Source organism: Chloroflexus sp. (assembly GCF_034432675.1).
In the GTDB taxonomy this organism is placed as follows: Bacteria; Chloroflexota; Chloroflexia; order Chloroflexales; family Chloroflexaceae; genus Chloroflexus.
On record NZ_DAOUBI010000147.1, the window covers coordinates 1 to 22,604 of the forward strand.

Sequence of the window (22,604 nt, forward strand, 5' to 3'; positions counted from 1 at the left end):
CGATCCGCAACGGATTGGTCTATACTATCCATCGGTACGTGCGTCTCGATTGATCCGATCGTTGCAACAAAGCAATGAGAAATGGCGAGGAATGAAACATAGAGAACCTGTTGCAAAACCGGTATGGGATCGGGTGGGCAACAGTAATTCCGTCGCCCACCCGTTGCCGTGATCGTAAGCGCTGGCGACCTTTGGCTCAGCCGTCGCTCTCCCAGAAATCGGGGTCATACGCCGGCAATTCACAGCGCAAATGCGGATACTTTCGATACCCCATCACGAAATCTGCCTGCAACAGCTCTTGTAGTTCGCGGGTACCTTCGTAGATGATTGCGCCGCGTGCATTGCGCAGATAACGCTCAACCGGGTATTCATCAGCATAGCCGTAGGCACCATGGATTTGAATGGCATCATCGGCAGCCTCAAAGCTACTGACCGTTGCATGCCACTTGGCTAGCGTCGTCTCACGAGTGTTGCGGATGCCCTTGTTCTTCATCCATCCCGCTCGATAGACTAGCAGACGTGAGGTGTCGAGTTTACGAACCATATGGCTAATCATCCGCTTGACGAGTTGGTGCTCGGCAATGGGTACACCAAAGGTTTGCCGCTCTCGGGCGTAACGAATACTGGCCTCAAGACTAGCCTGGATTAAACCGGTAGCGCCGGCAGCTACCGTGTAACGGCCATTATCAAGCGCTGCCATTGCAATCTTGAACCCTTCACCCTCTTCCCCCAGCCGGTGCGAGCGCGGCACGCGAACATCGTTAAAGACGACACCACCGGTATTACCGGCGCGTACTCCCAGTTTGCCGTGAATGGGATAGCTGCTAACACCGGGCATCGAACGCTCGACGATAAAGGCTGTGATCCCGCGCGGGCCGGCACTGGGGTCGGTTTTCGCGAATACCAGGAAGTTATCGGCCAGATCGGCCAGACTAATCCATATCTTCTCGCCGTTGAGAATATAGTCCTCGCCGTCGTGGCGGGCGGTCGCCTGCATAGCGGCAGCGTCGGTACCGCTGTTGGGTTCGGTGAGACAGAAGGCGGCCAGCTTTTCACCCCGCGCCTGTGGTACCAGGAAGCGTTGTTTTTGCTCTTCTGTTCCCCATTGGAAGATCGAGAGCGAATTCAGACCGGTATGGACACTCATGACCACCCGCAAGAAACTGTCGACTCGCTCAAGCTCTTCACAGACTACCGCCAGCGCCAGGTAATCCATCCCGGCGCCACCGTAGCGTTGTGGAATACAGATACCCAACAGCCCCAGTTCACCCATCCGCTTCAGCACCGGACGTAGATGAGGCCGATCTTCTGGCCCCTCAGCCGCTGCGCCACTCCGATCCCATTCGCGAATATGCGGTGCGACTTCGCGTTCGGCAAAGTTGCGCACCGTCTGGCGCAACATCTCGTGTTCGGGGCCGAGAAACATGTCATAATTTGCCGTCAAATCCATTGTGATACTCCTTTGTATCAGGCAGAGCTGCGCCTCTCGCTCGCCAATGTACGAACGCTTTGATTATACCGCGAGTGCTCTCACTGTGGATGGCGACGGTGAATATATCTTTCTCTAGATGGTGGAGTCGACCGCTCTCCCCTTTTGACGTAGCGCGAAGGATAGTTTACACTTTAAGAAAATCACCATCTGTATCAATACACTTATCCGAAAAGGCCTTACTGAGATAGACGAAAGCCATGCTTTCATCTCTGCATCGTGATAGACTTTGTACGGACTGGTCGGATAGGCGGCGGTCTATCGTTCACCTGTTAGAAAGGAGGGCGTGTATGATGCCACCACGTGAGTTTATCATGCCGGCACAGATGATCATTGGTTCAGGTGCTGTCGATCAGGTTGGAGCACAGTGTGCGAAGCGTGGTTGGAAGAAGGCACTTATCGTCACCGATCAGATCATGCAGAAACTCGGCATCGTCAGCCAGGTCGAACAGAATCTGGCTCATCACGGCATAAACAGTGTCGTGTATGCCGGTGTCAACACCGAACCGGTGGTGGAATATGTGCAAGAGGGGTTGACCACATTCCGGGAAGATGGCTGTGATTTCGTGCTGGCAGTTGGTGGTGGTAGTCCAATTGATACCGCGAAAGCGGTTGCTGTGCTCGTAACCAATCCCGGTTCCATCGAGCAATACAAGGGGATTGGCAAGATTGGCGTCCCCGGTGTGCCTCTGGTCGCCATTCCTACCACAGCCGGTACCGGTAGCGAAGCAACAATCTACACCGTCATTACCGATCAAAAAACTGATGTAAAAATGTTGATTGGTAGCCCCTATTTAATGCCGACCATCGCCATCGTTGATCCGATGTTGACCATCTCCTCGCCACCCAGTGTGACCGCAGCTACCGGTGTTGATGCGCTGGTACATGCGATTGAGGCGTATGTGTCGGTCAAGCGCCAACCGATGACCGATGTATTATGTTTGTCAGCAATCGAGTTGATCGCCGGTAACATTCGACAGGCCTGGGCCAACGGCAATAATATCGAAGCCCGCGAGAAGATGATGTTGGGGGCAACGCAGGCCGGCATTGCGTTCAGTAACTCATCGGTAGCACTTGTCCACGGTATGTCGCGCCCAATCGGGGCCTACTTTCACATCGCCCATGGGGTGTCAAATGCCGCCCTCCTCGCCGTAGTGACTGAATTTAGTTTGGTTGGTGATCCACAGCGCTATGCCGATATTGCCAGAGCAATGGGCGAGCCGACCGAGGGTCTATCGCTGATGGAGGCGGCTGATCGAGCGGTTGTTGCCATCCGTCGTCTGGTGCGTGACATCAAGATACCCTCGCTTCGCCAGTTAGGTGTGGAGCGCGAGCGGTTGATGGAACTGGCGCCGGCAATGGCTGATGCCGCCATCGATAGCGGTAGTCCGGCGAATAATCCGCGCAAGCCCACCAAACAAGAAATTATTGAACTGTATGCCAGGGCCTACGATGAAGGTGATCGGATGAGTGCATGAGTGGTTCGGTTGAGGGTATATCAAATCTGACGTGATCGAGGTCATAGCACGCTATCCGACAAACACCCTGACACTGTACCTGAGCGCGGATGAGTGGATCGACGTTCCTGCTGTGCACACAGTGGTATCACTCTCCTAAGAGCCTATCCGAAACGTAGGGCGAGATGCCATCTCGCCCTACGAAAAGTGCCTCAGAAGCGATGTTTCGATAGGTTCTAAGAGCCTATCCGAAACGTGGGGCATTACAAGCTAAAGCCTGCGGTACAGGGTAAAGCCTGCGCTGTATTTCGTACCGCCGCCTTCAGGCGGTGCATTACAGGCTGAAAAGTGCCTCAGAATCGATGTTTCGATAGGTTCTAAGGGGGTACTATTCCAAGTTCGGGTTATTCGTGGTGCATTGTTTGAAGTGCGGCAGCCACGCAGCCGCACCAACCGTGCTCACGATCAGACGTATGTCGCAACGGTTTTCCTGTAAGTCATTGGGCGACGGGTAGGTAGAGCTCGTCCATCTGGTTTGAGCATTCGTGGTGAGCTGACTGCGCGTGAGCGATGGGGTGGAGCGGGGATCAGGTGTCCAACTTGCTCGTCAGTCTCCGTTCGCTCTTGTAACCCAACGATGACACAGATGATGGATGAGTACAGGTGGGACGTTCAGCCCTTGAAGTGGTGCAACTTCATCACCGGGCGAATGAACGATGAACAATGATGAGTGGCATCAGCAGTGATGCCCGTATCAACGAAGATTATATGCCCTTATCCCGGGTCGGGAACAATCGAGTTGATGGTTCGTGAGCGTGATTTTGAGTACGGATAGTAGTTAACAAGAAGGGGACAACATCTGCTACGCCCCCAAACTCTGACATCTCTTGTGCATAGTCACACTACCCATCAATTCCGCCACTTGCGACAGACGATAGTTGTGCCGACGCCTTCTTTTGACTTAATATCAAACTCGTCCATCAGCCGTTTGGCACCAGGTAAGCCCATCCCCATCCCGCGCGAGGTGCTGTAGCCATCTTGCATCACCAGATCGATATTCGGAATCCCAGGACCTTGATCTTCGCAAATAATTTCAATCCCCTTGCGGAACCCTTTCTCTACATCACGCACCGTCACGTTGCCAGTACCGGCGTAGAGAAAGATATTGCGGGCCAGCTCGCTCACGGCTGTTGCAATACGAGCCTGATCAATCGGCCCGAAGCCGAGCGCCTTGGCCATATCGCGAGCCATGGTGCGCGCGATGACAATATCAAGGTCGCTTCGAATGACAGCAGTCTTACTCTGCGCCATCGTCGCTCTCCTCACCGGTCATCCGCTGCATCATAGCCAACCCCTTTTCGAGGTTAAGAGCCGTGAGTACACGCGGTAATTCAAGTCCTAATTCAACCAGGGTGATAGCAACGGCCGGTTGCAAGCCGGTAAGGACTACATGGGCCCCCATCAGGCCGGCCATTGCGGCAATGTCGGCAATCAGGCGACCGATAAAGCTATCAACAACATCAAGTGCAGTTAAATCAATAATAACACCACGGGCACGGGTGTCGTAAATTTTCTGCAACAGATCATCTTTAAATTGAACTGCTGATGCATCGTGTAGTGCCACCTGAATTGAGGCGATTAAAATGTTGCCTATTTTCAAAATTGGAATACGAAGATTATCCAAGCTGCGCTCCTCTATAACTTCAATGAGCGTTGCTCCACCGGACTAATATTATCATACAATTCCTAGCATTCCGGCAATAACTGCACCGGTCAATAGTGGTACACTTATGTTATCGGTTCCATGAGGCGAAACACCTTCGGCGATTGTCGCTACCAGTCCTGCTACAATACTGGTGATCAGTGCTGCTCCAACATCTAGCGGGGAACTCTGCGGACTAAGCGCTGATCCCGGTGTGAGGAGCAGGGTCAGCAGAATTGCGACAGTGCTGGCGATGAACATCGCCGCCGAACCTTCAAATGAGCGGCGCCCCTGACCGATTTGATAGTAGTGGCGCCCCCAGCGCTTGCCGGCAATCGCTGCCAACGCGTCACCCCAGGTCATGGCCATGGTACCGGCTGCTGCAATATAACCGCGATCATCGGGAGAATTGGTACGCCAGAAGATTAAAAAGAGGATCGTTATGGACAAGGCGAAATAGACTGTGCCTGGTGTGCTGTCGGGAGCGTCAATTGCTGCCAGTAAGCGAAAACGGTAGAAGATAAAATTGAGGACAATAAAGGTTGCAAATGGAATAATGCCAATTGTCCAGTTTTCAAACAGGGCTAGTACCCCAAATACCCACATACCGGCACCAATGTGGACAAATTTGCGGGTGAAATCTTGTGGATACCCTCGCCAGCGGCGAATTACTTCGGCAATAATGATCAGCCCGAATGCATACCCGAACGAGACAATCAGTCCAATGAGATCGCGTGTGCTCATAGTGGTGCCGGTACTATCTATGACGATACTTGGCTTTCATTCTATCTATAACCTGTCAAATCGTCAATTGATTAGCGGTAGTGTACGTGGTGAATATTTAATGACAAATCTTTATATGCGACAATTGGCGCGATGGCGCGATACTGTGGGTAATCGGGTTATTACCTGTGATATGTTGAACATTCTACTGCATAGGAGGCTTCTATGCTGGTTGCCGAGTCGACGGTTGCGATCAATGCAGCCTGCCTAAATGCTGACCATGTGCGACCGTTGTACGATACCTTCGGGTTTGCCCGGATACCGGATACCATTCGCTATCTGTTAACTGGCAAGGCTGAGTCGCCCTTGCCTGATGTTGCTCTTAATGGTTTACCCGATCATGCGGCGGCGGTGGTGATGGTGATGCTCGATTCGTTCGGGTGGCATGTCTTCAGCCGGTATCTCGAACGGGCACCGTTTCTGCGCCGTTTTCTACACCACGGGCGAATTTGCCAGTTGACAACCGCTTTTCCCTCCTCCACTCCCGTCCATGTAACTTTACTCCACACTGGTCTGGCTGCCGATCAAAGTGGTATCTACGAGTGGCATGTCTTTGACCCCGATCTCCAGGCTGTCATTGGCTCATTGCTCTTTTCCCCCGTCTTTGATCGTAAGGCCGATGGTCTGGTGGCGTATGGTGTTGATCCGCTTGCCGTCTACCCTCATAGCCGTTTCTACCAGCAGTTGCAAACAGCAGGGGCGAATAGTGTTGTGCTCATACCGGCGGCGCTGGCTCATTCCGTGTATACCCGTACCCTGTGTCGTGGGGCGTTGGTCGTGCCATTCCAGGATATTCCTGATGCAACTGTCCGCCTGCGGTATTTGTTTGAACATCAGGTGGCACCCACCTTTTACCATCTGTACATCGACTCTGTCGATGCTGCGATGCATCGGTACGGGCCAGAGTCGGTTCAGGTTGAGAATGAAATTGTCACCACGCTTGATCATCTTGAACAGTATGTCTGGCCGCTCCTTCACATGGCACCGCAACCGACCGTCTTGTTATTGACTGCCGATCACGGTCAGATAACGGTTGATCCACAACAGGCAATTGTGCTTAACCGGCTATGGCCCGATCTGGAGCGCTTCCTACGGCAGGGTGGTGATCGCCGACCTCTCCCACCATCGGGATCGCCGCGCGTGACGGTCTTGCACGTGCAGCCCGCAGCCGTCGCTGATGTGCAGCTAGCATTGCAACGTCGACTCGGTGAGCGGGCAACGGTGGTGGCGAGTGCCCGTCTGGTGGAAGATGGCTATTTCGGGCCGCAACCCGGTGAACGGCTGCACTCTCGATTGGGTGAATTGATAATTCTCCCTGCACCTGGAGAAGTGATTGTCTGGGATCATCCGCAAGCCAAACCGTTTACGTATCGTGGCATGCACGGTGGTCTAACCCCGACAGAGATGCTGACGGAACTGTCCTGGGTTGTGGTATAGGTGTGAGGATGATGGTTTTCATGCCGGGTCTTTGTCTGTTGTCGCTACTACCCGCACGCAGCCCTTGCCACGATGTGATAAGATACACGAGAGATGTTTGCATTGTAGCGGAGGCCAGTCTGTGTCTGAGACCGAACCCTCACCTGTTCCGTCAACACCAGGGCCGCGACTGAGTCATGATACGTGGCTGTTGATCGGTGCGTTGGCTTTGCTCGGCCTTGGTGTCGCACTGACGTTCATCTTCTCACCCGGCACCAATGTCGTTGACACGACCCCTACGATCACCTCACCGATAACTCGCCCGCCAACCCTGACTGCGTCGTACCCGGCACCTACCGGTGCTGCCGGTGGAGCGACAACCGGCCCGTATCCGGTTACTGTCCCAACGATTGATGTGGCTCAAACCCAGACCAGTGTGGTACTTGAGACGACTGCTCTGGCCGCTACGCTACAGGCTGAAATGACCGCTACTGCGAGCGGTCTACCGGCATACCCGGTTCCCGAAGGTACCCCACCGTCAATGCCGACAATGGTGCCAACCGCTACAAATCCTCCACCAACTGTGCCTCCGCCGCCTACAGCACCACCACCGCCAACACCAGCCAGCGCCGATCTGATTATTGATGACAGTCCGAAGAATCCGCCGCTGCCAACCGCTACTCCTCTGCCAACGGCTACGCCGGCACCAACACCGATCCCAGCTCTGGTCTTGCGGGGTAGTACGCGCTGGGCCAGCGGGCAGGGGCCAATCGTTCTCAATCGCGATGTGCAGATTCCCCCTGGCAGTGAGTTGATCATTGAGCCGGGTGTGGAAGTACGTTTGGCGCCAGGCGTATCAATCTATGTAGATGGTGGACGCATGATTGCCCTGGGCCAGGTCAGCAGTCCGGTGCGTTTTGTGGGCGCAACCGGCGCACGCTGGAGCGGTATCTTTGGCCGTCCTGGGAGCTTTATTGCACTGGAACATACCGAAATTCGCGGCGGCGGACTGGCTGGGACGGTGCTGGTCAGTGAAGAGGGAGGGCTGGTTGTTCGCGCTGCCCGTATTACCGACAATGGTGGTGGGGTGTTGGTTGTCGACTCGCGGCTTGAACTCAGCCAGAGCGAAATTGCCGGCAATGACGTTCCTTTTGGGGCCGCCCTTGATGCGTCGTACAGTCGTGGGAATAGTGTCACGTTAACCGGTAATCGGATTGCCGGTAATTTACTTAGTGCGGGCGCTCCAATGGTGCGAATTGCGAATCAAAATGTGCGCGACACCTTAATTCTCTCTATTGAAGGTAATCTCTTCCGGGGTGGTAGTATCAATCTCCAGCTTACGACCAACGGTATCTTGCAGGGAGCGATCACCTGCAATGCCTTGATCGGCGGCGATTTGGGATTGGGCCTGCGGAGTGAAACTCTGCAAGTGGCACCTGATGGTGGTTTCCTGATGCCGCTGCGAATTGAACAGAATCTCCTGGAAGGCCATACACCGGTTATCCGTCCAACCTATCTCACCTTTGGCATCGGTCGTGGGGCAGCCAGTGAAGTTGCATTGGATATGCGTAATAACTGGTGGGGGAATGCGTCTGGTCCGTATGAACCAGATGCCAACCCGCAAGGGATTGGTGATGCAGTCGGAAGTAATATTTCCTTTGCTCCCTGGCTGACAAGCCGTCCTGGTTGTGTACCGGCACCTTAATTAAGGAAGATTCTGTTGATTGCACGAATGGCTCGTCCACTGATCTTGGTGGTTGTGATAATGCTTGTGGCGTGTACGGCTTCAGTGCCGGTAGCTGACATGCCGTCGCCAACAGCCGTGGTTCCAACCATAACACCGTCGGCGTTACCCACATCCACGACGGCACCAACGGTTGCTGCGCCGACCGCAGCACTGCCGACCGCAGCACTGCCAACCGTCACCGCAGTACCGGCGACCAAAGTGCCGGTGGTAACGTACCGCGGTGCTCTGGTCGGGCGCGATGCCAATGGTGCGTATACATTGGGTGATCCGGCAGCGCCGCTTACCCTCACCGACTATTCAGATTTTCTTTGTTCGGTATGCCGCCGTCACGTGTTGACGGTTGAACCGGCATTGATCGAACGGTACGTTGTGACCGGGCGTGTCCTGTATGTCTTCCGTCCGGTATTGAACCATGGCGCGGCTTCCCTGATCACGACTGCGGCTGCCTTCTGTGCTGGCGAGCAAGATGCTTTTTGGCCAATGCATGAATTGCTCTTCGAGCGACAGGGCGAAGTAGCGCTGACCCGTGATAGTGACCTACCGGCGCTTATGCGGTCGTATGCTGCTGACTTAGGGTTTGCTATTGAGCCATTTGATGCCTGCATGAATGACGGTGTAGCGCAACGACTGGCTGAGACGCTTGATGCCGAACAGCGTCAGCGTGGGATTCGAGTGCAGCCGGTTTTCGAGATCGGAGATGTTCGCCTGGTAGGTTTGCAGACACTGGAACGATTCGCCAGTTTGATCGAACGACAACCATGACCTGGCAGGCGCTACATCCGGCGTAAGTACGGCGCCTGCCATTCAACGCTTAACACCAGGAGCCAGCCGATCAGTGCGCTACCGGCAACTACCAGCGGAACACTCCCAATCAGCTCAGCAATACTGCCGGCCAGCATACCGCCAAGCGGACTCAGCCCCATCAATGAGAGGGTAAACACACTCATCACCCTCCCACGCAGGTCATCAGGCACGATCAATTGAATAAGCGTATTGGTCAGCGCCATCGTGGTCACACCGGCCCAACCACACAATCCAATAAACAAGAGAGCAAGTGGCACCGTGCGTGCCTGCGTAAAGCCGATCAAGAGCGGTGCGTACAGCAATGAGGCCGTGGTCAGGAGCTTACCGCGTGGCGCATCATCGCGTAATTGAGCGAGCGTCAGTGCTGCCACCAAAGAGCCAAAACCGCTTGCTGCCGACAACCATCCCAGTCCGGCGGCACCGATCTGAAGAATATCACGGGCAAAAACTGGCAAAAGCGGGATATGCACGAAACAGAAGAAACTAACTGCACCAGCCCGTAAAAGCAATGCCCGTACTGCAGGTTCAGTGGCAATGTAGTGCAAACCGGTGCGCAACATATTGCTACGCTGCATACCGTTGGCCTGACGAGCATCCAACTGCATCAGCGAGAGACTGGCTAATACTGCACCAAAACTTAGGGCGTTGAAGAGAAATGCCGGTCCTTCACCGATCCAGGCCACGACAATACCGGCTACCGCTGGCCCCATAGTGCGAGCACCGTTGAAGATGGAAGAATTGAGGGCAATCGCATTCAACAAATCTTCACGTCCTACCATCTCGACGGTAAACGCCTGACGGGTTGGTGCATCAAAGGCATTGACACAACCGAGCAGGAAGGCAAGAATCAGCACATGACTGATATGAACCGTGCCGGTCAGCGTAAGCCCGGCCAGAGTTGCCGCGAGTATCATGGCAACCGATTGTGTGACTAGCAAAATGCGTCGTTTGGGAAAACGATCGGCGACCGTTCCGGCGAAAAGGGTCAGAAACAATACCGGTAGCGAATTGGCCGCCGCAACCAGACCGAGGAGAAAAGGCGAGTCGGTTAATCGTAAGACCAACCAGCCCTGTGCCACACTTTGCATCCACGTCCCGGTCAACGAAATCAGTTGTCCGAAGAAGAAGAGGCGATAATTGCGATGACGGAGTGCCCGAAACATTGCCGGGCGGCTGGACAAGGTCTGGGTGGATCGCATGGTTATTCAGTGTCTTCGTGATCTTGATGCGTTAGTAGCGCTTCATACAAATGTTGCATTGCTTGCTGAAAGGCAGCCAGCTCTTCTGCCGAAAGATAACTCAGGCGCTGTTCAACCAACCGGCGATGGCGCGGTCGCAATTCGTCAATCAGCGCCTTACCGGCCGGAGTCAGTTGCACCAGGGTTACCCGGCGATCTCGCGGATCGGTTGCCCGGCGTACCAGCCCCCGCCGTTCCAGGCGATCAACCAGCCGGGTCAGGTTCGAGTTATCGGCCAGCATCTCGTTACAAATGTAACTAAGTGGAACTCCTTCTTCGGTCGCGTAAAAGAGGATCGCGTACTGCGGGGTCGAAAGATCGTAGGGCCGAAACTCTTCACGGTTAAGCTCCTGGAACCGACGGTGCAGTTTCAGGAAGAGGCGGTAGGCTTCAATTTGTGGTGAATCGCAGGTGCTGATTTCAGGCATAGTTTACATCCTGGACTTGTCAACCATTGTATCAAAAAACGTAGATTTGGCAAGAATAAAATTGCGCCTGCCCCACGAACCGGGTTTCAGGCGCACCGTTGGCTTCACCATCACCAGTAGAAAGCAAAGAGCCAGACCATTAACAGGAACGCGACCATGCCGGTCAGCGTCACTGCCAGGAATACCGGTTTTACTTCTGGATCACCGCTCCATTCAGGTTGCATCCCTCTCTCCTTATCCAGCGTTGTGCTATGAGGTAGTCTGATATGACACATTGTACCGCGTTTTGCCGTGGTCTGTGGCAGCATGGTACCGTACAGATATATTAAGAACTTGCATGCTTCACACAACAACCATATAATATCGCCTACCACACACTGCTCAACGTCATCTGTACTGATGCACGTTTTGATGGCACGCCACGTCTGTTGCGGCAGTCGAGTGACGGAGACGGTTGTGGTAGATGGTTGGGGGTGATCTTGAGAAAGGAACAGCAACGATGCTACGAAAACACACCCTGTCGTGGATTGCGCTGGTGGCCTTGTTGGCCACAGTGCTGGCTGCGTGTGGCGGCGGCCAGCAGCCGACTACCGGTGGCGGAACAGGAAGTGGTGAACAGCAGTCGGTGACGATTCGCTGGCGTACACGTCCCGGTGATGCTGCCGAGCAGCGCGTCTACGAGGAGTTGAATGCGCTGGTGAACGAGAAACTGAAAGACAAGGGCATTACTGCGGTTTACGATCCAGCGCCTAACCAGGGCTACTTCGAGAAGCTAAAGACTGAGCTGGCTGCTGGGAACGCACCTGATATCTTTTGGATTGGTGGCGTTGAACTGGCAGATTTCGTGAATACCGGCCAGATTCTCGATCTGAAGCCGCTGATCGATGCCGACAGCAGCTTCCAGTTGAGCAATTTCTACCCGAACGTGATCGAGCAATTGACACGCGACGGTAAGATTTATGGCCTGCCGCGTGACATCTCGACCATGGTTGTTTACTACAACGAGGACCTCTTCAAGGCTGCCGGTCTCAAGACGCCAAAGGAGCTGGCTGCCGAAGGGAACTGGAACTGGGAGACCATGCTGGATGCCGCACGGAAACTTACCGATCCGGCCAATCAGCAGTACGGCCTCGGTTTTGGGAACTGGTGGGGACCGGCATGGGGGTACTTCGTCTACGCTGCCGGTGGTAGCCCCTTCACGCCTGATCGCCGTGGCTGTGCTTTGAATACACCAGAGTCGATTGAGGGCGCGAAGATGGTGCGTCTGCTCTACGACGAGAAGCTGTTGCCGGCCGGTGATGCCGACGGTGAAGCGCTCTTCAATGCCGGTAAGGTCGCGATGTACTTCAACGGTCGCTGGTTTACCCCTGGTGTGCGAACGAATGCACAGTTCAACTGGGATGTGGCGGTCATGCCGGAGGGTAAGGTGAAGAGTACCTGGCTCTTCTGGGGACCGTACCTGGTGCACGCGAAGACGGCCAATCCACAGGCCGCCTGGGAAGTGCTGAAGGTGCTTACCAGCGCCGAGGCAACGGCGAAGGTGGCTGCTTTGGGCACCAATATCCCGCCCCGCAGCGATCAGGCGGCAGTTGATGCCTTCCTCGCCTCGACACCACCGGCCAATAACAAGGCCTTCCTCGATGGCATTTCCTATGCCGCGCTCGAAGCACCGGTCTGGGATGGCAACTGGGCTGATTTCAGTGGCACTGTCCAGAGCCTCTGGGATCAGATGATTGCTGGCCAGATTACCCCAGAGCAGTTTGGTCAGCAGGCCTGTGAACAGACGGCCAGCACATTTAAGTAGATCATGACACACGGAGCGAACGGTGGGCGTGTACCGTTCGCTCTTGTTGGTTTATAATGCTTCCAGGTCATTGATTGCTCCTACGCATTTGCGTCTCAGATATTCCCCGGAGGTGATACATGGCCAAACAGGCGCCGGCAGCGTTGCCTGCTGCTTCCTCACGCCGGTTCAATGGTCGGCGTGTTCGGCTGTGGCTTGACGCTTTCGGTATGTTGCTGCCTACGATTTTGGGTGTGCTGATCTTTTTCCTGGTGCCACTCGGTATCTCGTTCTACCTGAGCTTTACCGATGCGCGCCTATTTGGCGACCCAAATATCATTGGTTTCAGCAATTACCAGCGTGCACTGTCTGATCCGACCTTCTATCGGGCTATGTGGAATACCGCAGCCTTTTCAATGGTGACGCTGGTTGTCTCGACTGTCCCGGCTCTGTTGCTGGCAGTGATTCTAAATGAACGCATTGCCGGACGCACCTTTTTTCGGGCAGTGTTTTTTATTCCGGTCGTGGCTTCGGTCGTTGGTGTGACCCTGCTCTGGCGATACCTACTCAATATTGATTTCGGGTTTGTCAATTACGCTCTGCGGCTCGTCGGTTTGCAACCAATCCCCTGGTTGACCAGCCCGGAATGGGGGTTGATGAGCGTGATCCTGGTCTTTTCGTGGAAGACTATTGGCTACAACATGGTGATCTTCCTGGCCGGTTTGCAAGGGGTACCTCCCCAACTCTACGAGGCCGCCAGTCTTGATGGCGCCAGTCGCTGGCAGCAGTTTTTTTTCATTACAGTGCCAATGTTGTCGCCTACAACTTTTTTTGTGCTAGTGACGACCTTGATCAATTGTCTGCAAGTGTTTGATGTGCCGGTTGCGTTGGGTCTGACCCGTTCTAACACAGTTGGTCCGGCCGACTCGATGCTAACGGTGGTACCGTTGCTCTGGCGCGAGGCGTTTATTGGTGGGCGGATGGGCTATGCATCTGCGCTGGCCTGGTTGTTGTTCATTATCATTTTACTGTTAACGCTGATCCAGTTTCGGATTTCACGGCGCTGGGTGCATTACGAATAAGCGAGGCCGGACATGGCAAATGCAATCTTACGCCGACCATGGGAGCGATTGCTGGCGTATCTGGTGCTGAGCGTCACAGGCTTCATCATGGTCTTTCCGTTTATCTACATGGCATTATCCTCGCTGAAACCGTCAACGGAAGTGGTACAGGTACCACCAACCCTGTGGCCGAGCGAGATACGCTGGTCAAACTATCTGGAGGTGTTGAGTATCGTGCCCCTGGGTACGCAGTTGATCAACACGATTATCGTGACGGTTCTGGTCGTCTTGGGCTGGGTAGTGACCTCGGTGCTGGCTGGTTATGCTTTTGCCCGTCTCGATTTTCCTGGCCGCGAATGGTTGTTTGGCGCCTATTTGGCGACACTGATGGTACCTTTTGCGGTGCTGATTGTACCAATGTACCGTCTGATGCTGGTATTTGGCTGGGTTGATCGCCTTGAGGCGCTGATCATCCCATGGTTGTTTACTGCTTATGGCACGTTCCTGCTCCGCCAGTTTTTCATGAGTGTGCCGAAAGACCTGGAAGATGCAGCGTTAATTGATGGTGCTTCGCATTGGGGTATTCTCTTTCGTATCTTTTTGCCGCTGGCCCGCCCTGCCATCGCCACGCTGGCGACGTTTGCCTTTCTTTACGCCTGGAATAGTTTTCTCTGGCCGCTGATTATCATTAGCAGTCCGGATCGTAAAGTCGTAACGCAGGGGTTGGTCGATCTCCAGGCCCTCTATGCTGCGCGAGTTGATCTGATCATGGCCGGTTCCACCCTCGCTGTTCTACCGACCCTGATCGTCTTCCTGTTTGCCCAGCGTTATTTCATCGAGGGTATTGCAACCTCTGGCCTGGCCGGGCGCTAAGCAAGCGAGATGTGCATGGAACAGCAAGAACTCTTTCTGCGACCGCACCGCCGCCTGAATCGGCTGACCGGCGAATGGGTGCTAGTGTCGCCGCATCGTACCCAACGTCCGTGGCTAGGACAGGTGGAGACGTTGCCACCGGCTGAATTGCCGTCTTACGATCCGGCCTGCTATCTGTGTCCGGGAAATACGCGGGCGAATGGTGTCCAGAACCCACCGTATACCGAGACGTTTGTCTTCGAGAACGATTTTGCCGCTCTTTTACCCGATATTCCGTTGGATCGGGTCAGCGTGCGGCTGCCCCTCGCCGATCAGCACGACGCAGGGCCGGCGCTGCTCCACGCCGAGGCCGAACGTGGTATTTGTCGCGTGGTGTGCTTTTCACCCCGTCATGATCTGACGCTGGCCCAAATGTCTCAGGCAGAAGTCAGACGGGTCGTTGATGTGTGGATTGATCAGTACAACGAGTTGGGTGCTATCGATTGGGTGCAGTCGGTGTTGATTTTCGAGAATCGTGGCGCGATGATGGGTGCATCCAATCCCCATCCCCACGGTCAAATCTGGGCCAACGAGCAGTTGCCAAACGAGATGCGCAAGGAACTGGCCACGCAAACGGCGTACTGGCACGAGCATCAACGTTGCCTGCTCTGCGACTATCTGGCGCTAGAGTTGCAGCTTGGTGAACGGATCGTGTGTGCCAACGATACCTGGGTAGCGCTGGTGCCGTTTTGGGCTGTGTGGCCTTTCGAGACATTGGTGTTACCGCGGGTGCACGCCGGTGCAATAGGTGATCTTGATGAGCGTGGTCGCGATGACTTGGCGGCGATATTACGCGAGTTAACCGGTCGCTATGACCGCCTCTTCAATGTGTCGTTTCCCTACAGTATGGGATTTCATCAGCACCCAACCGATGGCCTCGCCCATGAAGGCTGGCATCTGCACGCACACTTCTACCCACCATTGCTCCGCTCGGCGACCGTCCGTAAGTTTATGGTAGGTTATGAAATGCTGGGTCAGCCGCAGCGCGATCTGACACCGGAACAGGCAGCCGCCCGCCTGCGCGATCTGTAATCTGTTGTTTGTCTCACATCGGATCGCATCGTTTGAGGGTACGTTAACAACGTGCCCTCTTTTTCTTCCTCATTTGTCATCTCCTGCTCATCTAAGCATCTTCTCACTCACAAGCCAACTTCCTACAATGCAGCGCAGAGGTATCGAAATCAGTATTCGTTGCGCGGCGTCACTACGTCAGGCATCGGTGAGTAACCAGGATGACGAGCGCATCTACAGACAAAGCGAGGAAACTATGATCGCGCCTGCAATGACACCTTCTTATCAATCGCCCCGGCTTCAGGCGCCAGTGGTAGGCGATGAGGTTGCAATTGACGTTACGACAATGGATGTTGCGGATCTGGCCCAACGCTGTGCGATTGAGAGCGAACGGTTTTACCGTGGTCAGTTGCACGACTCGCGCTATAGTTATGAGCTGTTTCGGCGAGCAGTGGTCGAACGTGACGAGATTGCCTGGAGTTACCTCTTTCAGCACTACAGCTCGTTGGTTGAAGGTTGGATTCGTCGGTGTAGTGCGTTTGTCAACAGCGGTGAAAGCAGCGAATATTTTGTGGTGGGTGCCTTCACTAAGTTCTGGCGAGCGGTGACGCCTGAACGGTTTGCGGCCTTTCCGAACCTGGCCGCGTTGTTGCAGTATTTGCAGCTCTGTGCTTCTAGTGTGGTAATTGATGCGGTGCGTGCACAATCGTGGGCAGAAATGATGCCCGAAGAGCGGATCGATCTGCAGCGTATGCCCCACGCAGCACCCGATGAAGAGGCAATGCAACGGGTTGACCGGCAGGAGTTCTGGCGCTACATTGATAGTCAGTTGCACAGTGAGGGTGAACGTATCGTGGTGTATGGCTCGTTCGTCCTGGGTTTGACGCCACGTGCAATCTTCGAGCGCTACAATACGCTTTTCGAGAGCGTCTACGATGTGTACAATATCAAGCGTAATGTGTTGAGTCGGTTGAGTCGGAATAGTCATCTGCGCACCATTGCCGACCAGATATAGAGCCTGTTGGAAAATGATGGTAACGGGGACGTAAAAAAATGTCCCCGTTAACGTTTCTTTCAACAGGAAATGTGTGCAGATCAATCTGCCGGTACTATCTGGAGGCGCGCCGGTATGGAGAACGATCAACGAAGTGACGGCGCAGGTCATCTTTCTGGTCTGGAACTTGTTGCAGCAGTCGATGGTGAGCTTGATGAAGCCAGCGCTCAACACCTTCATCACTGCGATCTTTGTCGTCAGCGTTTAGTAACTCTGCGCAATCTACAGCAGGCTTTACGACGACGGTTATATCGAGTTCTTTGCCCGTCTACCGATCAGTTAATCGATTACTGTCAGGGCCTGCTCACGTCTGCTCAACAGGCCACTATTGCTCATCATCTGAACTCCTGTCCCTATTGCCGGTCTGAGGTTGATCTGTTGATGCAGCGTGATCCGCTGATTGACCGTCTGTTGCTCAGCAGTTTGCTTGATGGGCGGGTGTTACGTTTCTTACGCTGAGCACGTTTTAGAACCTATTTCAAAAAACGTCTACGAGAAGTTGTCTCATTCATTCCTGGACTCTATGAACGTGACGAGCACCCACAGCATTGCCGTGACCAGCAGGGTCAACCGCGTGACACGCACCTGGCACAAAGTACGGCTGGCGTGGCAGCATGGCTGCCGCACTCCACACCGCGCAACATGCGCATGACGAGCGGGCAGGGCAACCAATCCAGCGCGTGATGGCACCGACGATGGTCGGCAGCCTTCCTCGCTGCCATACCGGCAGTCTGGGAGCCGGATATGCTGGCGTTGGCGATTGGTAAGCGTTCATGTGCCTGGGTAACCGGCTGGGAGCACGACAGCACAGCTTTTATGAAAAAGTTCTACGACATCCCGATGACTGCCAGATCCGCTGCATCAGGTGTTCAACTCTCTGCCACAGGGCTACAAGTGCTCATGATCCGCTTGTCAAATTGGGCGGCAAAAACTACGGTGTCTCCGGTATTTTCCCTCTCCGACATGCCAGGGCTGCACCAATTAGAACCTCGCTTCTATCATTGGGCCTGCCGTTGGTGTCCAGGCTGGTAGTCCCCGGCATCTCCCGCTTTGCCAGAAGATTGCCCACGAATTTGCTCATTGTGCGCTACAATACAGGTAGTTGCAACCGTTGCCGACCTCGCATCGTCGCATAGGCGAAGTTATTTCGCCGAATGGCCGTCATGCAGAGACGAGGAGTTTGCCATGGCAGGAGAAGTTACCCTACGTGCCGCATTGGCGCGTCCCTTTCTGGCCGCAACAACCACGCCACAGGTGGCGTATGTTTTGCTTGAAGCGCAGCCGGGTGCAGTATTGACGCAGGTCCGAGTACCGATTCACGTCTGTTTCGTGCTCGACCGCAGCGGTTCGATGAAGGGTGAGAAGATTGAACGGTTGCGACAGGCGGTGGTGCGAGCAATCGAGCAACTCAATGAGCAGGATATCATTTCGATTGTGATTTTTGACCATCGGACGGAGGTGCTGGTGCCGGCCCAACCGGTGCGGCAACGGACAGCGATCCTCGATCTGGTGCATCGGATCCGCGATGCCGGTGGTACCCGAATTGCTCCGGCGCTGGAGAAGGGGATACAGGAATTACAAAAGATGCCGCAGGGGGTGCGCCGACTGGTACTGCTAACCGATGGTCAGACCGAACACGAGAAGGAGTGTCTGCTCCGGGCAGACGATGCCGGACGGTTGGGGATTCCCATCACAGCGTTGGGGATCGGTAAGGATTGGAACGAAGACCTGCTGATTGAAATGGCAAATCGTTCGCGGGGAGTAGCCGATTACATAGCACAGCCCGGCGAGATTGTGCAATACTTTCAGCACACGGTACAGCGTGCCCAGCAGACCACCATCCAGAACAGTGTCCTCACGCTGCGTCTGGTGCAGGGAGTGACACCGCGGGCCGTCTGGCAGGTGACGCCGCTCATTGACAATCTCGGTTATCAGCCAATTGCTGATCGAGCTGTCAGTGTCAATCTTGGTGAGCTGGAGAGTGGGCAGGTGCGGGCATTGCTGATCGAATTAGTGATTGATTCCCGTCCTATGGGGACGTATCGGATCGGTCAGGCTGAAATCAGCTACGATGCACCGGCATTGCAGATTCTGGGCGAGAAGACGAAAATCGATATTATGCTCACCTTCACCGCCGATCCGGCCCAGTTGCAACAGGTCAATCCCAACGTTATGAACATCGTCGAAAAGGTGAGCGCCTTTAAGCTACAAACGCGCGCCTTGCAAGACCTGGCTGCCGGTGATGTCAGTGGGGCAACCCAGAAGTTGAAGAGTGCCGTCACTCGCTTGCTCAATCAGGGTGAAGTAGAACTGGCAGCAACGATGCAACAAGAGATTGCCAACCTCGAGCAGCACGGCCAGATGTCGAGTGAAGGTCAGAAAACCATTAAGTTCCAGGGGCGGAAGACGGTTAGGCTAACCGATATTGAATTACCAAAGGAGTAGTATGTACTTTTTGGTAACCAACGATGATGGCTACCAGAGTCCGGGTCTGGTAGCGCTGCGTGCTGTTTTAAGTGACATTGGCGAAGTGGCTGTCGTCGCACCGGATCGAAACTGGAGTGCTGCCGGCCATTATCGTAAGCTGTTTGATCCATTGCGAGCCTGGGAAGGAACGTTGAGCGACGGCTCACCAGCGCTGATTTGCGATGGCACGCCGGCTGATTGTGTGGCACTGGCGGTTATGGGACTGCTCGACCGTAAACCCGATCTGGTGGTGTCAGGGATTAATCTGGGCGCGAATCTGGGTACCGATCTGCTCTATTCGGGGACTGTCGCCGCAGCGATGGAAGGGCTGGTGTTTGGTATTCCCGGTTTGGCGGTGTCACAGGTGCGCCCGAAGGATGGGAAGTGGGATTTTCGCGCAGCGCAAATAGCGGTGCGCCAGTTGGTTACGCTGATTCATGAGCGTTCCTTGCCTTCAGAGGTGCTGTTAAATCTGAACATTCCGGCAGTACCACCCACCAGCCTGCGCGGGATTAAAGTTGGCCGCCTGGGTCGCCGGGTGTATCGTGATGAGCTAGTGGTGCGGTATGATCCACGAGGGCGACCGTACTACTGGATTGATGGCGCAGAACCTGAAGATCACTACGAGGAAGGCACTGATATTGCTGCTATTAGTGACGGATACGCCAGCCTGACGCCGGTGCATATGGATCTGACTAGTCATCGCTGGTTGGAAGAGCTACGGAGTTGGGAATTGGAAGGGTGAGATCAGGGCTACTTCGATCCACTGGGCTTCGTTGCAGGCACGCACGCCCCAGCCCAGTTGCCCGGTTGGGCGCACAATCGCGTATTGATTATCAATCCAGATCACAATGCTGAGCGGGCCACGGGGTGAGGGTGCCCGTAATACCGGTATACCGTCAACCAGAAGTTCGCTTTCATGCAGTCCCCACCGGATTTCATACTCGTGCCACTGGGCAATATCCTGGCTGATGACTGCTTCGGCGACGCCGACATCGCGCTGGATGCATGGCCAGATTCGGCGGTACAGCGGTGGAATGTTGAGCAGCGGGACAATGACCGGGGCAAGCAGTATCCATTTGCGAGCTGCCGGACGACCTGTATCAACGACGGCGGCTTTCCAGCCGTGGCCGGGTATGCCCATTGCCAGTGGCATATCATGTGGTGGCGCACCGAAAAAGAACCAGACCGCCTGCGGCATACGAAGCGGCCTGGCCCATGGATAGCTCCACAAGCCAAACCCGGCAGTACCAACCAACCGATCTGCCGGATGTGACGTGCGTGCACGCAGACGAAGGGTAAACGGTGGCTGCAACGCTCGTGGGTTACCGGGCCACTGTCCAAAATCATCAATCTGCGCATTCTGATAGCAGTTGGCAGGGCCTGGTGGTCGAAGCAGACGCAAGCCACTTGCTGTTCGGATCACGCCTGCGCCACCGCTACAGCGTGGTCGTAAGTGCCACGGAGATACCATGCTTGTCTCTTACTCCGCCTGAGTGTTGAATGCACCACAGAGACACGGAGAACGTAGAGGAGAATAGACCAATCAGCATTTCGCTACGTATCCGCTTGTGGAATGGAATTATTGCAGCGATGGCACACTCTCGCCTGTACGGGCAGCCGGCCACAAACCAGGCCAGACTGAAGCGAAGAAGATGCCGGCAGCGAAACCAGCCTGTATCCCATTCACCAACAACAGCCAGAGCGGTGCAAACCACCAGCCGCTGTAATGGCCGACAATTTCAAGCGGCCAGAGCAGGAAAGGCAGTGCAGACAGCAACAGGCGCCACGACCAGTGCAGGGAACGATAGCGGCGCAACAAGGCGGGAGCACGGTCACCGATAGCCAGGCGGCCCAGCCAGAGACCAATGGTGGCCCCCCAACAGCGGGCGCAGACCGCCATCGGCCACCCCAGCAACCACAACGATCGTTCTGGAGTCGGGCAGATATAGGTAGCCAGCAACTCACGGGCCAGGGTACCCGTCTCACTGACGAGAGGTAAACCTGTTGCCCGTAACAGTGGCGAGGCTATCGGGCCTAGAAAGAGGATCCACAGGATTACATCAAAAACCAACGGTGACCACGAATGTTGTGAGTGATGTCTGGAGAGAGCGTAAGACGACATAGCACTGTCCATTTCGGCGTGTCAGATTTGATCTCGGCGGGCAAAACTGATTGTATTGTACCAGAAGATCAAACACCAGTGCATTCACGAAGAGGACAGCGTACCGTTACCGCGATAACTTCTTCGTCAAACCACGCACGTCCCACCAGATACCCGGCAAACGCGCAATCTTCTCGTGCAACGGCACATAGGCCCGGCGGGTATATGAGTTGTACTGGTTTTGTTCTATTTTATCGAGAATACCGCTATACACCCGGGCTGCGGCGGCAATCGCCAGTCGCACCTCTGGTGGCAGCAGAGCAATACCTGGCCAGCTCTCGGCGTACAACTGCCGGGCACGTGCAATCTGGAACTGCATCAACCTGATAAACCGCTCGTCGTACACACGGGCCAGAATATCATCGGCAGTCAAACCAAACCGTGCCAGCTCATCTTCAGGCAGATAGACGCGCTGGCGGTCGGCATCTTCGCCAATATCGCGCAGAATATTGGTGAGCTGCAAAGCGACACCGAGCTTGATCGCGTAAGGTTGGGCACCGGGTGCAGCACCGGTAATCCCGATCACCAGCAATCCAACCACTGAAGCCACCCGATAGCAGTAGAGCCAGAGATCGGCAAACGTAGTATAGCGCGAAATCGTGAGATCCATCGCCACACCGGCCAGCAACTCATCAATCAAACTCGGGGCAAGATTGTAGCGCTGACAGGTATCGGCCCAGGCCAACAACACCGGATGTGAAGTGTCAAACCGTGGTCGGCGCGCAATACGCACCCATTCGGCCAGAGCACGCGCCGGGTCCGACTCGGCCATGTCAACCGTATCGTCAGTTGTCCGACAGAAGGCATACAGGGTGCGCACGGCTCGCCGCTGTGCCGGCGGTAGAAACTGGGTGCTGAAGAAAAAGCTCTTGGAATGACGACGAATGATTTGTTCGCAGATCGCATAAGCCTCGGCCAGTGTGCGGCCCGGCGGTGGCGGCAATTCATCGGCATGAGGCGAGACAGGAAGTTCGTTAAGACGGAGGAGTTGGGCAAGCTGCTCTTCAGCCGGTAGCGCCTGGTTCACCGGCAAACTGTTACCTCGCGAAAAGATCGTGAGTGAATTCAGCGACACACCACACTCCTTTT

General features: G+C 54.9%; 22 protein-coding genes. 13 read left to right on the forward strand and 9 right to left on the reverse strand.

Annotated features, from left to right (window positions below):
* Positions 1–196 precede the first annotated feature (196 nt).
* The gene (locus tag VAE55_RS11165; RefSeq protein WP_322815859.1) at positions 197–1,450 is read right to left on the reverse strand and encodes an acyl-CoA dehydrogenase family protein; all 1,254 of its coding nucleotides are present in this window, start codon (positions 1,448–1,450) and stop codon (positions 197–199) included.
* 329 nt (positions 1,451–1,779) lie between these two features.
* Between VAE55_RS11165 and VAE55_RS11170 the strand changes: the two genes are divergently transcribed.
* Entirely contained in the window at positions 1,780–2,967 is a 1,188-nt protein-coding gene (locus VAE55_RS11170; protein ID WP_322815860.1) for an iron-containing alcohol dehydrogenase, read from the forward strand.
* 888 nt (positions 2,968–3,855) lie between these two features.
* Here VAE55_RS11170 and VAE55_RS11175 read toward each other — a convergent pair.
* From VAE55_RS11175 to VAE55_RS11185, 3 genes are read right to left on the reverse strand one after another with little or no spacing between them, the layout of a single operon-like run.
* Positions 3,856–4,257, reverse strand: a complete 402-nt coding sequence (locus VAE55_RS11175) for an anti-sigma regulatory factor (RefSeq protein ID WP_322815861.1) — start codon at positions 4,255–4,257, stop codon at positions 3,856–3,858.
* Positions 4,244–4,630, reverse strand: coding sequence for an STAS domain-containing protein (locus VAE55_RS11180; protein ID WP_322815862.1), 387 nt, complete (start codon positions 4,628–4,630; stop codon positions 4,244–4,246). Before VAE55_RS11180 ends, VAE55_RS11175 begins: the two co-directional genes overlap by 14 nt.
* A 51-nt stretch (positions 4,631–4,681) precedes the next feature.
* Positions 4,682–5,392, reverse strand: a complete 711-nt coding sequence (locus VAE55_RS11185; protein ID WP_322815863.1) for a phosphatidate cytidylyltransferase — start codon at positions 5,390–5,392, stop codon at positions 4,682–4,684.
* A gap of 204 nt (positions 5,393–5,596) precedes the next feature.
* On the opposite strand from VAE55_RS11185, the gene VAE55_RS11190 reads away from it, so the two are divergent.
* The 3 genes from VAE55_RS11190 (at position 5,597) to VAE55_RS11200 (ending at position 9,356) form a co-directional block, all read left to right on the forward strand.
* Entirely contained in the window at positions 5,597–6,868 is a 1,272-nt protein-coding gene (locus VAE55_RS11190; protein WP_322815864.1) for an alkaline phosphatase family protein, read from the forward strand.
* Between the two features lie 121 nt (positions 6,869–6,989).
* Positions 6,990–8,552 carry a hypothetical protein gene (locus VAE55_RS11195; protein WP_322815865.1) on the forward strand — a complete coding sequence of 521 codons (1,563 nt, stop codon included), beginning with the start codon at positions 6,990–6,992 and terminating at the stop codon, positions 8,550–8,552.
* Positions 8,553–8,567: 15 nt separating this feature from the next.
* Positions 8,568–9,356 (forward strand): Rcas_1661 family thioredoxin-like (seleno)lipoprotein, encoded by a 789-nt coding sequence (locus tag VAE55_RS11200; protein ID WP_322815866.1) that lies wholly within the window; start codon positions 8,568–8,570, stop codon positions 9,354–9,356.
* Between the two features lie 11 nt (positions 9,357–9,367).
* Here VAE55_RS11200 and VAE55_RS11205 read toward each other — a convergent pair whose 3' ends face one another.
* Together VAE55_RS11205 and VAE55_RS11210 are read right to left on the reverse strand one after the other, a co-directional pair.
* Positions 9,368–10,597 carry an MFS transporter gene (locus VAE55_RS11205; RefSeq protein WP_322815867.1) on the reverse strand — a complete coding sequence of 410 codons (1,230 nt, stop codon included), beginning with the start codon at positions 10,595–10,597 and terminating at the stop codon, positions 9,368–9,370.
* A gap of 2 nt (positions 10,598–10,599) precedes the next feature.
* Positions 10,600–11,064, reverse strand: coding sequence for a MarR family transcriptional regulator (locus VAE55_RS11210; protein WP_322815868.1), 465 nt, complete (start codon positions 11,062–11,064; stop codon positions 10,600–10,602).
* A gap of 499 nt (positions 11,065–11,563) precedes the next feature.
* Between VAE55_RS11210 and VAE55_RS11215 the strand changes: the two genes are divergently transcribed.
* The 9 genes from VAE55_RS11215 (at position 11,564) to surE (ending at position 20,096) form a co-directional block, all read left to right on the forward strand.
* A complete protein-coding gene (locus VAE55_RS11215) occupies positions 11,564–12,868 on the forward strand; it encodes a sugar ABC transporter substrate-binding protein (RefSeq protein WP_322815869.1) in 1,305 nt (434 codons plus the stop codon).
* Positions 12,869–12,987: 119 nt separating this feature from the next.
* Positions 12,988–13,929 carry a sugar ABC transporter permease gene (locus VAE55_RS11220; protein WP_322815870.1) on the forward strand — a complete coding sequence of 314 codons (942 nt, stop codon included), beginning with the start codon at positions 12,988–12,990 and terminating at the stop codon, positions 13,927–13,929.
* 12 nt (positions 13,930–13,941) lie between these two features.
* The gene (locus VAE55_RS11225; RefSeq protein WP_322815871.1) at positions 13,942–14,781 is read left to right on the forward strand and encodes a carbohydrate ABC transporter permease; all 840 of its coding nucleotides are present in this window, start codon (positions 13,942–13,944) and stop codon (positions 14,779–14,781) included.
* Between the two features lie 15 nt (positions 14,782–14,796).
* The gene (locus tag VAE55_RS11230; protein WP_322815872.1) at positions 14,797–15,852 is read left to right on the forward strand and encodes a UDP-glucose--hexose-1-phosphate uridylyltransferase; all 1,056 of its coding nucleotides are present in this window, start codon (positions 14,797–14,799) and stop codon (positions 15,850–15,852) included.
* A 235-nt stretch (positions 15,853–16,087) separates the two neighbouring features.
* Positions 16,088–16,846, forward strand: coding sequence for a sigma-70 family RNA polymerase sigma factor (locus tag VAE55_RS11235; RefSeq protein ID WP_322815873.1), 759 nt, complete (start codon positions 16,088–16,090; stop codon positions 16,844–16,846).
* A gap of 114 nt (positions 16,847–16,960) precedes the next feature.
* A complete protein-coding gene (locus VAE55_RS11240; RefSeq protein ID WP_322815874.1) occupies positions 16,961–17,344 on the forward strand; it encodes a hypothetical protein in 384 nt (127 codons plus the stop codon).
* A gap of 155 nt (positions 17,345–17,499) precedes the next feature.
* Positions 17,500–17,652 carry a hypothetical protein gene (locus VAE55_RS11245; protein WP_322815875.1) on the forward strand — a complete coding sequence of 51 codons (153 nt, stop codon included), beginning with the start codon at positions 17,500–17,502 and terminating at the stop codon, positions 17,650–17,652.
* Positions 17,653–18,070: 418 nt separating this feature from the next.
* Positions 18,071–19,330 (forward strand): vWA domain-containing protein, encoded by a 1,260-nt coding sequence (locus VAE55_RS11250; RefSeq protein ID WP_322815876.1) that lies wholly within the window; start codon positions 18,071–18,073, stop codon positions 19,328–19,330.
* Between the two features lies 1 nt (position 19,331).
* Positions 19,332–20,096 carry a 5'/3'-nucleotidase SurE gene (gene surE / locus VAE55_RS11255; protein WP_322815877.1) on the forward strand — a complete coding sequence of 255 codons (765 nt, stop codon included), beginning with the start codon at positions 19,332–19,334 and terminating at the stop codon, positions 20,094–20,096.
* On the opposite strand, the gene VAE55_RS11260 is transcribed toward surE, so the two are convergent.
* From VAE55_RS11260 to VAE55_RS11270, 3 genes are all read right to left on the reverse strand, one after another.
* On the reverse strand, positions 20,070–20,777 hold the full coding sequence (locus tag VAE55_RS11260) for a hypothetical protein (protein ID WP_322815878.1): 708 nt from the start codon (positions 20,775–20,777) through the stop codon (positions 20,070–20,072). The two genes, surE and VAE55_RS11260, sit on opposite strands and share 27 nt — an antisense overlap.
* Before the next feature lie 156 nt (positions 20,778–20,933).
* On the reverse strand, positions 20,934–21,476 hold the full coding sequence (locus VAE55_RS11265; protein ID WP_322815879.1) for a DUF2085 domain-containing protein: 543 nt from the start codon (positions 21,474–21,476) through the stop codon (positions 20,934–20,936).
* A 106-nt stretch (positions 21,477–21,582) separates the two neighbouring features.
* Positions 21,583–22,590, reverse strand: coding sequence for a phytoene/squalene synthase family protein (locus VAE55_RS11270; RefSeq protein ID WP_322815880.1), 1,008 nt, complete (start codon positions 22,588–22,590; stop codon positions 21,583–21,585).
* Positions 22,591–22,604 lie beyond the last annotated feature (14 nt).

What these genes read in the sequence shown, in the direction of transcription:
- VAE55_RS11250 (WP_322815876.1), top strand. Translation starts at nt 18,071, where the DNA reads ATGGCAGGAGAAGTTACCCTACGTGCCGCATTGGCGCGTCCCTTTCTG.
- VAE55_RS11210 (WP_322815868.1), bottom strand. Translation starts at nt 11,064, where the DNA reads ATGCCTGAAATCAGCACCTGCGATTCACCACAAATTGAAGCCTACCGC.
- VAE55_RS11185 (WP_322815863.1), bottom strand. Translation starts at nt 5,392, where the DNA reads ATGAGCACACGCGATCTCATTGGACTGATTGTCTCGTTCGGGTATGCA.
- VAE55_RS11205 (WP_322815867.1), bottom strand. Translation starts at nt 10,597, where the DNA reads ATGCGATCCACCCAGACCTTGTCCAGCCGCCCGGCAATGTTTCGGGCA.
- VAE55_RS11265 (WP_322815879.1), bottom strand. Translation starts at nt 21,476, where the DNA reads ATGTCGTCTTACGCTCTCTCCAGACATCACTCACAACATTCGTGGTCA.
- VAE55_RS11215 (WP_322815869.1), top strand. Translation starts at nt 11,564, where the DNA reads ATGCTACGAAAACACACCCTGTCGTGGATTGCGCTGGTGGCCTTGTTG.
- VAE55_RS11245 (WP_322815875.1), top strand. Translation starts at nt 17,500, where the DNA reads ATGGCTGCCGCACTCCACACCGCGCAACATGCGCATGACGAGCGGGCA.
- VAE55_RS11225 (WP_322815871.1), top strand. Translation starts at nt 13,942, where the DNA reads ATGGCAAATGCAATCTTACGCCGACCATGGGAGCGATTGCTGGCGTAT.
- VAE55_RS11165 (WP_322815859.1), bottom strand. Translation starts at nt 1,450, where the DNA reads ATGGATTTGACGGCAAATTATGACATGTTTCTCGGCCCCGAACACGAG.
- VAE55_RS11240 (WP_322815874.1), top strand. Translation starts at nt 16,961, where the DNA reads ATGGAGAACGATCAACGAAGTGACGGCGCAGGTCATCTTTCTGGTCTG.
- VAE55_RS11175 (WP_322815861.1), bottom strand. Translation starts at nt 4,257, where the DNA reads ATGGCGCAGAGTAAGACTGCTGTCATTCGAAGCGACCTTGATATTGTC.
- VAE55_RS11230 (WP_322815872.1), top strand. Translation starts at nt 14,797, where the DNA reads ATGGAACAGCAAGAACTCTTTCTGCGACCGCACCGCCGCCTGAATCGG.
- surE (WP_322815877.1), top strand. Translation starts at nt 19,332, where the DNA reads ATGTACTTTTTGGTAACCAACGATGATGGCTACCAGAGTCCGGGTCTG.
- VAE55_RS11220 (WP_322815870.1), top strand. Translation starts at nt 12,988, where the DNA reads ATGGCCAAACAGGCGCCGGCAGCGTTGCCTGCTGCTTCCTCACGCCGG.
- VAE55_RS11235 (WP_322815873.1), top strand. Translation starts at nt 16,088, where the DNA reads ATGATCGCGCCTGCAATGACACCTTCTTATCAATCGCCCCGGCTTCAG.
- VAE55_RS11170 (WP_322815860.1), top strand. Translation starts at nt 1,780, where the DNA reads ATGATGCCACCACGTGAGTTTATCATGCCGGCACAGATGATCATTGGT.
- VAE55_RS11190 (WP_322815864.1), top strand. Translation starts at nt 5,597, where the DNA reads ATGCTGGTTGCCGAGTCGACGGTTGCGATCAATGCAGCCTGCCTAAAT.